The organism is Zobellia sp. 1_MG-2023, from assembly GCF_030549125.1.
GTDB classification, from domain to species: domain Bacteria; phylum Bacteroidota; class Bacteroidia; order Flavobacteriales; family Flavobacteriaceae; genus Zobellia; species Zobellia russellii.
On sequence record NZ_JAUOSY010000013.1, the window covers coordinates 32,010 to 45,354 of the forward strand.

Genomic DNA, 13,345 nt, shown 5'->3' on the forward strand with positions numbered 1-13,345 from the left:
TTATTCAATATCCGGCATTGTAGCAAATTCTTTTCTTTTGTTTTCGAACCAATCTTGCATACCGTTAGGAGATTTCATGAGATTTTGCATCTGTTCCATTGCTTTTAGATGCGCCCCATCTTTTTTCTGAAACATTTCCATACCGTGCTTTTTACTGAGTTCGGCAATTTCTTCAAATGTATTGGCCGAAAATTCCACATCACAGGCACCGCCCAATTGTTTACATGTCATTTTTTTCATACTACTTGAATTTTAGAGTTGCTTAAAGTTCGTTATTTTGGATGAGTATTTTATGTAAATCCGGTTGGTCTTTTGCTTCGTGAAAGTAAAGTAATTGCCATTTTTGGGTCATTGTAGCCTGTTTGCTTGTCGCCTTGTCCCATGGTGGGTATACCCTAAAACCCCGTTTGCCCTCTTTTTTCTGGGTAGAAATAATCCCTTTTTTAATCAGTACTTCTTTCGGTATTACAAATTGCCCCAACAAATCGCCTTTCTGTACATTAATAATAAAATAATCAAAAGTATCTTGCTCTTCAAATGGGGAAATAGGGCCATTTTCAATTCGCTTCCAAAAAGTAACGAACTGTCCCACTTTTTTGGGAGTAATTTTTGAATCTCTGTAGATAATGGTACGGTTTTTCAATTGAAATCTACAAGCCTTATACTCTTTACTTTCCTGTTCTAATTCAAAATTTGAGATGTTCAGGTTGGAAGTTTGGTAAACCGTACTAAAAATACCCTTAAGTTCTTCTGTATTGGTTTTTATGGACATGGCTTAAAAATAGTGAAATCTAAAGTCTTCGTTTAGGTATAGGGCAAAAAAAAGGGCTGCATGTGCGTGCAGCCCCAACTGTATAAATAAACTTCCCCCTACTTTCTTGCTTTACGTCTTTCTCTTCCTTCTTTGGAATGTCGCTTTCCTTTTTTATGGTTCATTTTTTGCCATTTTTCAAATTGGTCGGTAGAGAGTATCTCTTTCATTTGTGCTTTACGAGCAATCATCTTATCTAATTTGGCATTTTGCATGGCGTAACGCTCTTCAGATGTTGGTTTTTTGCGTTCGCCTTCTTCTCTTTGGGCCTTACGTTCTTCTAGTTTTGTCTTGCGCTGTTTTGCTTCGTCTAAGTTAATGGCCTTCATTTTTGTTTGTTGGTCCGGGGTTAGGTCCAAGGCCAAGGTCATTTTTTTTGTGTGTAAAGTTGCTATTTGCTCAGCGGTCAAACCTTTCATTCCATCTCTACCGTGGTGACCTTTTTCTCTTTGCGCCATTGCGGTCAACCCTACCATACATACTAATGCTATAAGTATCTTTTTCATCTTTTTTAATTTATTGTTTATACACCTTAGAGTGAAAAAGTAGTGGAAGGTTTAACAGTGATATTCTATTTATGTAATAATTAACATCTGAGAGACTGGGGTTTGGGCGTAAAAAAAGGGCGAAGAAATAATTCTTCGCCCTCACATAGTAGGTCGTTCAATGTGTGTGTATTTTAATCCAATGTCTCAGGACTCATAACTTGTTCAATGTCCGCCGAAGCCATTTCTACAGTCTGGGGAGACTGGTCAGAATTGGTTTGATTGTAATATATTACTGAAGCAATTACGAATCCGGCTAGGTATAGAGAACTTTTAAGTTTTTGAGACATGGTATGTATTTTTTGATTCTGATACCAAGTTAAGTAAAAGAAGAAAGCAGTTTTGTAGGTTGTTGCAAAGGGAGCTCAGAATGTGGTCAACAAGCCCAATTTTGTTGTTTGGAAATTCACTTTGGCGAGGTTTGCTGTATTTCGTCTATGCTTTACTGTTTTAAATTGAAACAATTGCTGCCAAGTTTGCGCTATCCGTGTAGCATATCTTTTAAAGTTAACAAGTGAGATATAAAGACAACAGGAACAATGTAAGTGGGTAGATAGATGTAAGGGAACTGTAAGACTGCTAGATTGGGTTGGTCAAATGCAAGTAACTGTATAGGTAATGGAGACGATAATACGGCTATTAAGACAATGGCCGTTAGAAAAAGAAGACCCAAAATATTCCAAGACAAAACAAAAGATTTGGATGGATTCTTTTTCGTGTACAGCATGTAAAAAAGAATGAATGTGGCCAATATTCCCATTAAAATGTCAAAATTCCACCCTTTAAAAGTCATCAAAAGAGGAACTTTCTTTTGAAGAAACAATTCAAAAAGTATGAGTTCAACAGGAATACGGACTACATGAACAGCCACGAGAAACTTAGGTTTAATTCTGTTTAAATCAATCGTTCTATAAAACCATATAGAGGCAATTATAGTAGGGATAACAGCAAAAATGAACCTAGGTGGTTTTTCTTGGGTGTTTTCAAAGTATCCATTATATGAAATTAGACCTATACTAAGTAACCAAAATATGCTAAAAACAAGCACCCTTTTATCCTTTCCTGTTCCTTGATAGAAAAGAATTAGGGACAAAAGGGTTGTTGCAATAAATAGAAATGGTAGCATAGTGCTAGCTTTTAAATTGCCTTAAATGATGGTCCGTATGTTTGTAAACAAAAACACCAATCTGCTCCTTGGTCATTTTTCCAAAAAATGGATGTACAAAATCAGGGTTTGAAAAGGAGTCATATGCTTGAAGCAATTCAATCCATTTTTTACGTTCATTCTCAAAGTTGCCTGTGCCGGTAATTTTAAACTCAGGATGGGTAGGTTGATTTTTCTTCATCGGTTGCTCGTCTTTTACAATGCCGCGTAATGCCATGCCGCCAAATAGTTTACCGATGAACAAGCGCTTGTAGCTTTTTTTTCCATGGAACAACTCTTCGCTTAATGTACAATGTTTAAGCATTTGGTAAGTGTTCATTTTGCCCCATTGTGCCTGATGATGTACTTGCAGGGAATTTATTCTATCAACCAATTCGGCAACTGTGTTGTTATCAAAAATTGTTTTCATCTTTTGCCGTGTTTTAAGCTTCCATTGGTATTATGCCTCGTACTTCTACGGAACCGCCCATGGAAAGAATAGGGCATCCTTTTGCTATTTTGGTAGCCTCTTTAAATGTGGTGGCTTTAATGACCATGTTACCACTTAGCGTTTCGTTGTCCGCAATGGTAATTCCTGTGCTAACGTTTAATTTATTATCGATTAAAACACCCTCAAAGGCCAAGCGGGTAGTGCTTACAAGTTTAGCCTGAGCGGCAATGCCACCAATAAAGGCACCCCACTTTTTCTGCATTTCGCTTATTTGGTCAGATGTGGGTTGTTGGTCATTTGGTTGCATCCGAAATAGCAACATGAAGTCTTGAAGATTTTCCATTGTTTCAAAGTTTTATGGTTCATATATTTCAATGAGGCTAAGCTACCTGCATTTCAAAAAATAAAACTTGTCATAGGGCAAGAAAACCTATTCGCTGGAAATCTCTTTTCTAATTCGGCTTAAAGAAGTGTCCGTGACACCTAAATATGTGGCAATATGTTTAAGCGAAATGTTCTGAATAATATGTGGTTTTTCCCTTAAGAGCTTCAGATACCGCTGGGATGCTTGATCGGCGATCATAGCTACGCTTTGTTCTTTTAACGAGAAATAACTGTTAACCAAAGTTGTACGTCCTTGTTCCCTAAAACTGCGTATGCTATGAAAAAGTTCCTGAAAAGTATCAAAATCTAATTGCCAGCATACGCAATCCGTCAAAGCTTGAATGTTCTCTCTAGTAGGGTTTCTAAGGAAAAAAGAAGTCCAATCAATAACAATATCGCCAACAGTATAAAAGTTCGTGGAGATGTCTTTGCCTTCGGTATTCACCACATAAGAACGTACAAACCCACTTTCAATAAACCAATAGTGGTTTTCGGTTTTCCCTTGTTCTAATATAAAGTCGTTCTTGGAGAAAACCACTTTTTTAAACTTAGGAATAATCGCAGCAAGTTCTTCATCGGAAAAATCGGAAGGCTTGAATATGTTATTTAGAAAATGTCCTTTGCTTATCATTTTGGCTCTAATATTTGCTCTATACGCCCGCTTACATCCTCTAAGTGATATTTGCTCATGGTATCGGAGGTACGGCCAATGGCACTTTTGATTATTCGTTGTATACTCTGTAACTCACCACGTGCTACTGAACGAATGTCCGATTGGTTGGTATGCACCACTGTTGATTTTTGATAGCCGCCAAAGTCTGGTTGTTTCTTTTGGTCTTTTGCGGTCATTAGGTAATTTAAGCGTTCAACGTGTGCCTTTTGTAAGTTCCTTCTATAGGTGTCAATAGCGCTTCCGGTATTAAGTTCTGACCAGATGCCGTTACGCAGTTGGTTCATCATATCCGTTAAACTATAGGCTTCCGCTTTATTGGCGGTTTCGTTTTCCACCAAACGCTGTAGTTTTCCTAAACTTAGGATGTTGTCCAAAGTTTTGGTTTGTGTGACCCTAATTTTTTCCACAAAACCTGAGTATTGAATCTTGTTAAAGATGTTTTGGTCAATAAGCCACTGGGGTGTGGTAAAAAGTTGTTCTTGTAAAAAAGACATACAATTTTGCTGATGTTCCTTAGTGACCGGAATGTAAACGGCACCTTCTTGGTCATAAGTTTTATGGTATTCATAAACACCGCCAATATTGTTGGAAACATGCCCCATATAACGGTTAAACTGCGCAATAACCTGACCGTATAATTTGTCTAGGTCTTCATAGGTTTTACCGTCTTCTTTGGTCCATGTAATAAGGTTGGGAACTATGCGCTTTAAGTTTTCTATACCGTATTGGCTGGCTTTAATGGCGTCATCGCCTAGATCCTCCGTTTGCGAACTAGGGTCAACTACATCTCCCACCTGTTGATGGCCAAAACGATATAAGGGGTCTCCGGCGTGCTCTAAAATCCAAGTGTCCAAAATCTTATTTTCTTCCTCAGTGGAAACGTCTAAAATAGGCTTGTACCCCCATTTAATAGCATATTTGTCATAGATTCCAATATTGGGCATTAGGGCCACATCACCATCTTCCGGTTGGGCTATATAGTTGAAACGGGCGTAATCCATAATAGATGGTGCCGTACCGTATTTCTCGGTAAACGATGCCGAACGAAGAGAATCTACCGGGTATGCAACGCTACTTCCCATATTGTGGGGTAGACCTAAGGTGTGCCCCACCTCATGAGCCGAAACAAACCTGATCAAACGCCCCATAACTTCATCTTTAAATTCGGTTCCGCGGGCATCTGGATTTATTGCGGCCGTCTGAACAAAGAACCAGTTGCGCAACAAGGTCATAACATTATGGTACCAGTTGATATCCGATTCTAAGATTTCACCACTTCGTGGGTCGCTTACATGTGGGCCGTTGGCGTTGGGAATAGGTGATGCCAGATACCGTACCACGGAATAACGTACATCTTCCGGAGACCAATCCGGGTCCTCAAGAATAGTTGGGGGTTCCTTGGCAACAATTGCGTTTTTAAAACCGGCCTCTTCAAATGCCACCTGCCAATCTTCAATACCTTGTTTGATATAAGGAATCCATTTTTTTGGAGTAGCTCTATCTACATAATATACAATCTGCTTTTTGGGCTCAACCAATTCTCCATTTTTGAATTTTTCTAAATCTTCATCCTTTACTTCCAAACGCCACCGGTCCAAAAACTTCACGGTTTTACTTTCTTGAACGTCCAGACCATAATCTGTTTGAGCGCTGGCAAACCAACCAACGCGCTCGTCAAAATACCGGCGTCTCATGGGTTCTTCGGGAAGAAGAATCATAGAATTATTGATTTCTATGGAAATTGAACCCAAACTACCGTTACTGGGCGGTTTTTTTGCCAAGTAGGTTTTTACGTGACGTGCTTCTACATTTAAAGGGTAACTTTTAATAGCCTCAATATAGCTTCTAGCTTCATCTAAACGTGATACTTTATATTTTTCCCGGTAAAAGTCAGGCATTCCCAAGGCTTGCACATCTTTTTCAAAAAGTTCGTTTACCTGAATTACCGTAGACGGATTAACGGTATCCTTTTTAATGGCCTTGATATCAAAGGCAAAGAGTACAGGCTCAAAATTGGAGTTTACAACAGCTTCATGAACGGGTAGGGAATCTGCGGCAACAACACCATGGCTTACCACACGAAGTAAAACTTTTTTGGGCTTTTTTTCCCAACGGAGTACTTGGGTATTAATTTTTCCTCCACCAAAACCAATGCCTGTAGCTGTTTTTGAGATGCGGCTTACCATCAACATTTCCTTGCTGAAAAGGGAATCCGGTATTTCATAAAAGTGATTTTCATCAACCACATGCACATCAAAAAGCCCTTTATCCGTTTTGGCATCTTTGGTAATTACCTTATTGTAAGGTTTTATTTTGTCCTTTTTGTCGTCTCCTTTTTTGTCTGTCTTTTCAGTGTTGTCTTTTTTCTTTTTGAAAATTTGTGCTTCCGCAGATAGGGAGCTGATAACTAATAAAGAAAAAACCAATCGGGTAAAAACTGTTTTGAGCATGTAATTTTGGTTAGAGTTTTGAGTACTATACTTGAAAAAGGGAAGTCATCTATAAAGATGATTCCTACTAATGTTTGTAAATATAATATTTTTAGATGCTTTATCTTTTAAGGTTTGTTTAAAGTGATTTTAATGATATAGGCCGAAGCAGCTTTCCTATTTTCAATTATTTCCTTTCTCTAGGCTTCGATGTAAGGCGTAAAAACTCCGATTAGCTAATACTCTGCTTGTTAGGTGCAATGTAACGGAAATAAATGTGAATTTTTTCGACGTAAAAATACATTAGATTAAGTGCGTGTATGACAAATTGAAAGATGTTAAAATGCGAAGTTCATATCGTTTTAATCCACTTTTTGAGAATATGATTATTTCACTGTTTTTAGGAAAGCTCCCACAAAATAAAAAGAACAATAAAGAGATGTTTCTGCGTTATATAGACTCATAAACAAACCTACAACGTTATGAACAAGAAGAGTTTAAAAATAAGTATGCTATTGGGTCTTATATTTGCAAACGGAGTTTTTGCAGCTGACCCTTTGACCGAAAAAGATGAGACGGTTATTCATTCTATAAACTATATAGATGAGGATACCTATTTTGATTTAGGCTTTGATACTGCGGATTATTTACCGGAAGATTTTGATGCCAATGACATCTATGTCAATTTAGATGCAATTAGTTTTATTGAGGCCGAATCTGAGATAAACATCAACACAGAAAAGTACCTTCCACAAAGCTTTGATGCGTATGCATTCCCTGAAAATGTTGAAGGGTTCAATTATATTGACGAGAATGATGAAATTGCTCTAGATTTTGATACAAAAAAACATCTACCTAGCGGGTTTGACCCGTATATAAGGAACAATTAACCATTGTAAATTATTTGAATTAGCTAGCTAAACCCCTGTTGAAATCAGGGGTTTTGTTTTTTACCTATGTGTGGTTCCTAATTTTGTTGTTTTAGGAAATGTGCAAGTGCATGTTTATGAGTTGTTTAGTGGCCTCCATAGTAATAACCGTACATCTGATAGATAAATAGGCCTATTCCTGCAATGATGAGGTAGACATTGGCCGCTTTGTAAAAAGCGGAAAAACTCTTTTTGGATTTCCACTGTGTGATTATAAAAACAATGGGAATCAATGCACAAATCTGTCCCAATTCCACTCCAATATTAAAACTGACGATTTTTGCAAGAAACTGAGAACTTCCTACATCAAAAGACTGTAGTCTAGTTGATAAGCCAAAACCATGGATAAGCCCAAAAATAAAGACCATCAATAAAAGGTTGGGCGATTCAAATTTTAAGTACTTCTTAAAACCGCCCAAATTCTCGAACCCTTTGTAGAGGACACTTAAGGCAATAACGGCATCTATTAAATGTTCATCTGCCTTAATGCCTAAGTAGGTGGCCCCAATTAGGGTTACACTATGTCCTATGGTAAAAACGGTAATAAAGCGTACGATGTCTTTGAATCCGCTTAAATAGAAAATTACCCCCACTAAAAACAAAAGGTGGTCATACCCGGTAACCATGTGTTTTGCCCCAACATAAATGTAAGAGAGCAAACCACCATTATTGAGTATTTGTTGGTCTTCTGAACTTACGCCGTGAGCAGCCAATAATAACGGAGTAAGCAGAAATAGTAATGTTACCGGAAGTTTTTTTAAAAGTGGGTTCATTTATTGTTTTCTGTTAAACCAAAAGAATAATATAGCTACTAAAAATAAGCTGCCTACCCAATAAACGTAAGAAGGGATTTCTTCTTCTACAGCGGCATGGGTATGTGTATCCGCTCCATGCGCGTGAGAAACCTCAAAGGTTAGGGTGGACCAGTTAGACTCATGTGTAATTTCTTCCTCTTCCAGGTTTTCTAGATGAATGGTCTGTAAATACCAGATTCCATCTGCGGTAAGTTTAGCGGTTGCCATTCCTTGGGAATCGGTTCTAAGCTGCTGTCCGGAAGTGTGGGTGTGGCCGATCACCTCTGGATCATGACTATGGGCGTTTTCTTCTTTAGGGTCATGGCTATGGGTTTCTTGGGTTGTGCCATGACTATGATTTTCTTTCGTGTTATAATTATGGCTATGAGTTTCTTCCCCTGTTCCATGGCTATGACTTTCTTTCTTTTTATGATCGTGGCTATGTTTTTCTTGTTTTTTTTCGTGACTATGGACTTCTTCCTTGTTGTGGTCGTGACTATGATTTGTCTCGTTGTTTTCTGGTGTATTGGCTTCAGGATTACTGGTATGGCTATGCGCATTCTCGCCCATTCCATGACTGTGTTCTTCCGAACTGCCTTTGTAATTGGCGTATACCAGTTGGTTTGCTAAAGGCTTCCCCTTGAATAACAGTTTAAATTTGAAATCGTCTCCGGTATTCAATTCATACGGATTATCAAGTGGTATAAATTCAATGGGGTACCCTAGTTCTTTCTGCCAATCATCCGTCCGTTTGTCCCCAACTTGAAAAATAGTTTTTACATGTTTGGAATACCGCTCATTGGCATCGTTTTCTAAAGCACCATTGTCTCGTCTCCATGCTAGCATATCTTGTATGCCTTCATGTTCCAAATAGGTGTTGAATGCTTCGGCATCCATTTCAATAGACCTAGGTGCTGTAGAAACTCCTACTACATAAGTACCGGGTTCACCAGTTCTGAAGTTTAAAAAAGTAATGCTGTCCTTTTCGCTCCACTGAGATTCGTCTACTTTAACTCTCTTACCGTTGTTTAGCAGGCTAACATCTAGCATGCGATCTCTGTCTATTACATTTTCACTCTTGTCAAAAGTGCCGTTAAACAGTTGGATCGTTGCAGATTTGTTAGGTTTTAGAAAATAAGAATCCAATTTCAAATACATGATATGACTGCTGAACAGTACTAGAGCTAGTAGTGGGAGAACTATTTTTTTCATTAAGAGCGATTAAATTAGTGGATAAGTGGTAACGCTATTTTTTTGTTATACCGAATTTGATAAAAATAACAAAATGAAGGAACAAGCAGACCGAACTTCTCATAAAATCCGGCTTTTTGTGGTAATGACCCCTTCCCTTAAGATAATATGGATACAGGGCTAGGTGTTTGGCCCATTTTAAAATAGTAAAGGCACCACAAATTGAAACATCAAAACTAATAGGGCAACCGCAATAATATTTAGGATAACACCCACACGGGCCATTTCGTTCACTTTTACATAACCGCTGGCAAAGACAATGGCATTGGGCGGGGTCGCCATGGGAAGCATAAAGGCGCAACTACTGGCTATGGTAACGGGAATTAGCAAATAAAGAACGGGGATATCCAAACCAATGGCTATACCCGCCACTACTGGGGCCAGTACGGCAATCAAGGCTACGTTACTCATAAGCTCGGTCATAAAGAGCATGAGGGTAATAAGGAGTATGGCCGTAAACAGTATGCTAACGTTACTGTCTCCAATTGCCGCCGAAACCATATCTACAATACCACTAACGGACATGCCTTTGGCCAATGCCAATCCGCCACCAAAGAGGATCAAGATGCCCCAAGCTAATTTTTGGGTGTCTTTCCACTCAATGATAAAATCTGCCTTTTTCATATTATAGGGTATGGCGAACATAGCAATGGCGGCCATAATACTGATCATGGTGTCGTTTAATTTAAGGGCAGGGAAAATACCGTTTATGACCGTTCTAAAAATCCACAGGAAAACAGTAACACCAAAAATAGCAAGGACCATTTTTTCCTTTCCGCTCATGGGGCCTAATTTTCTTAACTCATTATGTATGACGTCTTTTGATGCTGAAAATACAAGGTCGCGATTGGGATACATCCATTTTACCAGAACCAAATAACTGATCCATATCATTAAGGCGGAGAATGGCACGCCTAGGACCATCCACTTCAAAAAGGAAATTTCTATATTGTATTCGTTTTCCAGAAGACCGATCATTACAGAATTGGGTGGAGTGCCAATAACTGTGGCAACACCTCCTGCATTAGCTGAAAAAGCAATGCCCAGCATCACCGAAAGGGCAAAATTCCTATCGCTTTTGGTAAACCCGTCCGCATCGTTCACCAAAAGATTTATAACGGACATGGCAATGGGCAACATGACCACGGTAGTGGCCGTATTACTGATCCACATGCTCAATGCCGCCGTGGCGATCATAAAGCCAAGGACAACTTTGTTGGGAGTAGTACCCGTTATTTTTATAATATTTAGGGCAATGCGTTTGTGGAGGTTCACTTTTTCCAAAGCCAAGGCTAGAACAAAACCACCAAAGAACAAGAAAATTATAGGACTTCCATAATTTGCCCCAACCTCACCAATATCCATAATCTTTAATATAGGAAAGAGGAGTAAGGGAAGGAGTGCGGTTACGGAGATGGAAACCGCTTCGGTAATCCACCAAACTACCATCCAAACGGCAACGGCAATTACGGCATCTCCTTTATCGGAGACCAGGTCAAACGGTAAAAAGCGAATAATGAAAAAAAGAATGGGGCCTAAAAAAAGTCCCGCTTTTTTACTGGATTCCATAGTTTTGAATTGGTGCTCCTAAAACTAGACTTTTTCTTTTTCTTTTGAAAATTAATATACAATAGTGTCCGATGCTATTGGTGGAAGTTGGTAATTGCCAAAAACAACGGTAATTTTTGAAGTATTCAAAGAAGTGTTCTCAGGTATAGCTTCCGTATCGTGCAAATAGAGCTTTTGTAAGCTTTTTAGTTTGTCTAAAACTGCTAGCTGATTTGCCTTGATGGCCGAGCTTGTTAGGTTTATGGATTTTAGATGCTCCAATGAAGTTAAAAGTTGAAAGTCCTTTCCGGTAACAGCAGTATGGTCTAAAGAGAGGATGGTCAGGTTTGGTAATTGAGCCAGTTTGGAACAAATGGCATCGGTAACTTTTGTATGTCCCAAATCAAGTCTGGATATCTGTTCCTTAATGGGTAGTAACAATTCAAAATCGGCATCTGTAAAATCGGGTTTATTAATGCAGGAAGCACTCAAGAAATTAGAAGAATTACTTATTTGATCAATATGTACACCAGACTGTTCTATAGCTTTGATCTGTTCTTGGGCTACAGCAGCTATTTCTATGTTGGGGTGGTCAAAATCCTCTTTTTGAGGGAAGAAAGAAAGAAAAAGAGTTTTTTCTAGACCGGATTGGGCTATGGTTTTATCAAAAGGTGCATCTGCATCTATCCAAGCACGTACCAGATCTATCTCTTCTTTTGATGGCTGTGTTTTCCCTTCGGGAGGCATATGGTCATCATTATCCATAGGCAGTATGAGTCTCGTGAACAGCTCACTTTCCAATGCTTTTGAGGCTTCAATAATAGCACCGCTCTCTCCACCGTTTAGAATACCTTCCTTGGAATGTAATAGGAGTTCGCCTTTTGCTTTTTTAGGGTTATGACAACTTACACATTTGTTGTTCAATATAGGTTTTATTACATCTTCGTAGAGTAGTGCGTTTTGCCAATTGGTTTCGTTTAGGCTAATTTCTTTCTCTTCAAAAGTTTCATAACCTAAAGCTGATTTTATAGAATTAGGTAACGGTTCGATCAAATACGTTTCGCCATGGGTAATATTCCCGCCTTGGTGACCTGTAAAGGATATCAATATAAAAAGGGAAATACCCCAACCGACTGCGGGGAGCTTCGATAAGAAATCAAAAACTTGAATTCCCTTTAACTTGGCATACATCAAAAAAGATAACAGGGCAGTGGCAATGCCCGGCCATAAATGCCATTTTACCGTATCAAAGGCATACCCTTCACCCAAATATTGTAAGTAACCTGTAATGCAGGCAAGGGTGGCGGTAATACCGGCCCAAAGGAAAATAATGGAGATCGTTGCGGTGTTGTCTTTTTTCTTTCGATCGTACCATTGCAAAAGGAGCCCCATAAGTATGAACCCTATTGGTAGGTGAACCACAAGCGGATGTAACCTTCCTAGAAGTTGTTTAAGAACGTCCATACAAATAGCTTAATTTATGTTGAAACGTTCTTTTAATAACTTCATCATGTAAACGTTTGCTTTCCATTGGTCGGCTACGGGTAATTGGGTGTAGGGTAAAGTGGGCATATAGTCTGCGGGGCCAAATTCTGTAGTAATCGTAAAAACGTCTTTGCCTTCCCATTGTTTTTTAATAATTTTTTCCCAAATGTTCATATGACGCTCTACGGCTTCTTTCCATTCAGGGGCTTCGGGGTCGTTTACCTGTGGACCTTCGGCATGGCCTACACGCGCATGAATATGGTGCGACCGATTGATGACTTCTTGCAATTCTTCTTCCTGTCCCTGTAAAAGAGACTCATGAACCACCATCCAATGGCTGATGTCCAGATTCAATTTTAGTTCTGGAATGGCGGAAAGGTATTTTTTTGTATCGGGAAGATTAAAACTAAAACGCCCACGATGCGTCTCATGATAAATAGGAATATTATGCGTTTTGGCTATTTTGTTGGCAGCATCTATAAAGGCCTTGTTCTGTTCAAAAGTAAAAAAATCACTTCCCGTGTGGCAATTGATGTAGACAGGGTTCCAAGAGACCAGTGTTTTAAAATGCGTGGTGAATTGCTTTAAACTTTCCTCAAAAGGAACGGATTTATTGGTGCCGTTTAAGAAACCGACTTTTAAATTGTATTTCTTTAAGGCGATTTTTAACTCGTTCTGACTTTTTTCATCTCTAGGAAACCATGTTTCTATACCATCGTAACCTGCAGCTTTTGTTTTTTCGCAGAAGTGATCCCAAGAAACCTGTCGGCCCCAATCGGTCTGAAAAAATTGCAATTTTTTTTCTTGAGAAAACCCTAAAATTGAAAACAATAGGATAATGAGGGTAAAGGGTACTTTCATGAATGGTTTGGTTTAATGTTAGGTTGATGTTTTAATTACT

15 protein-coding genes are annotated in these 13,345 nt (G+C 38.8%); 1 reads left to right on the forward strand and 14 read right to left on the reverse strand.

What is annotated here, in order from left to right:
* The 9 genes from Q4597_RS18860 to Q4597_RS18900 form a co-directional block, all read right to left on the reverse strand.
* Positions 1 to 240, reverse strand: a complete 240-nt coding sequence (locus tag Q4597_RS18860) for a DUF1059 domain-containing protein (protein WP_303407651.1) — start codon at positions 238 to 240, stop codon at positions 1 to 3.
* A 22-nt stretch (positions 241 to 262) separates the two neighbouring features.
* Positions 263 to 772 carry a MepB family protein gene (locus Q4597_RS18865; protein ID WP_303407653.1) on the reverse strand — a complete coding sequence of 170 codons (510 nt, stop codon included), beginning with the start codon at positions 770 to 772 and terminating at the stop codon, positions 263 to 265.
* 98 nt (positions 773 to 870) lie between these two features.
* Positions 871 to 1,317, reverse strand: coding sequence for a hypothetical protein (locus Q4597_RS18870; RefSeq protein WP_303407655.1), 447 nt, complete (start codon positions 1,315 to 1,317; stop codon positions 871 to 873).
* A 173-nt stretch (positions 1,318 to 1,490) separates the two neighbouring features.
* Positions 1,491 to 1,646: a hypothetical protein gene (locus Q4597_RS18875; protein WP_215913954.1), complete on the reverse strand. Its 156-nt coding sequence runs from the start codon at positions 1,644 to 1,646 to the stop codon at positions 1,491 to 1,493.
* Between the two features lie 191 nt (positions 1,647 to 1,837).
* Positions 1,838 to 2,482, reverse strand: coding sequence for a hypothetical protein (locus Q4597_RS18880; RefSeq protein ID WP_303407658.1), 645 nt, complete (start codon positions 2,480 to 2,482; stop codon positions 1,838 to 1,840).
* Positions 2,483 to 2,486: 4 nt separating this feature from the next.
* Positions 2,487 to 2,930, reverse strand: coding sequence for a DUF1569 domain-containing protein (locus Q4597_RS18885; protein ID WP_303407660.1), 444 nt, complete (start codon positions 2,928 to 2,930; stop codon positions 2,487 to 2,489).
* A 13-nt stretch (positions 2,931 to 2,943) separates the two neighbouring features.
* The gene (locus tag Q4597_RS18890) at positions 2,944 to 3,294 is read right to left on the reverse strand and encodes a YciI family protein (RefSeq protein WP_289061102.1); all 351 of its coding nucleotides are present in this window, start codon (positions 3,292 to 3,294) and stop codon (positions 2,944 to 2,946) included.
* A gap of 87 nt (positions 3,295 to 3,381) precedes the next feature.
* On the reverse strand, positions 3,382 to 3,966 hold the full coding sequence (locus Q4597_RS18895) for a Crp/Fnr family transcriptional regulator (RefSeq protein ID WP_246560304.1): 585 nt from the start codon (positions 3,964 to 3,966) through the stop codon (positions 3,382 to 3,384).
* Positions 3,963 to 6,458: a zinc-dependent metalloprotease gene (locus Q4597_RS18900; protein WP_303407663.1), complete on the reverse strand. Its 2,496-nt coding sequence runs from the start codon at positions 6,456 to 6,458 to the stop codon at positions 3,963 to 3,965. The genes Q4597_RS18895 and Q4597_RS18900 overlap by 4 nt, the downstream gene beginning before the upstream one ends.
* A 461-nt stretch (positions 6,459 to 6,919) precedes the next feature.
* Here Q4597_RS18900 and Q4597_RS18905 point away from each other — a divergent pair, with 461 nt between their 5' ends.
* Entirely contained in the window at positions 6,920 to 7,327 is a 408-nt protein-coding gene (locus Q4597_RS18905; protein ID WP_289042347.1) for a hypothetical protein, read from the forward strand.
* 125 nt (positions 7,328 to 7,452) lie between these two features.
* Here the strand turns inward: Q4597_RS18905 and Q4597_RS18910 are convergent, their stop codons facing one another.
* The 5 genes from Q4597_RS18910 to Q4597_RS18930 form a co-directional block, all read right to left on the reverse strand.
* Positions 7,453 to 8,139, reverse strand: a complete 687-nt coding sequence (locus Q4597_RS18910) for a HupE/UreJ family protein (protein WP_303407665.1) — start codon at positions 8,137 to 8,139, stop codon at positions 7,453 to 7,455.
* On the reverse strand, positions 8,140 to 9,372 hold the full coding sequence (locus Q4597_RS18915; RefSeq protein ID WP_303407666.1) for a DUF4198 domain-containing protein: 1,233 nt from the start codon (positions 9,370 to 9,372) through the stop codon (positions 8,140 to 8,142).
* A gap of 177 nt (positions 9,373 to 9,549) precedes the next feature.
* Positions 9,550 to 10,980 (reverse strand): DASS family sodium-coupled anion symporter, encoded by a 1,431-nt coding sequence (locus tag Q4597_RS18920; RefSeq protein WP_215438157.1) that lies wholly within the window; start codon positions 10,978 to 10,980, stop codon positions 9,550 to 9,552.
* Positions 10,981 to 11,031: 51 nt separating this feature from the next.
* A complete protein-coding gene (locus Q4597_RS18925; protein ID WP_303407669.1) occupies positions 11,032 to 12,423 on the reverse strand; it encodes a c-type cytochrome domain-containing protein in 1,392 nt (463 codons plus the stop codon).
* Between the two features lie 9 nt (positions 12,424 to 12,432).
* On the reverse strand, positions 12,433 to 13,305 hold the full coding sequence (locus Q4597_RS18930) for a sugar phosphate isomerase/epimerase (RefSeq protein WP_303407670.1): 873 nt from the start codon (positions 13,303 to 13,305) through the stop codon (positions 12,433 to 12,435).
* Between the last annotated feature and the right edge of the window lie 40 nt (positions 13,306 to 13,345).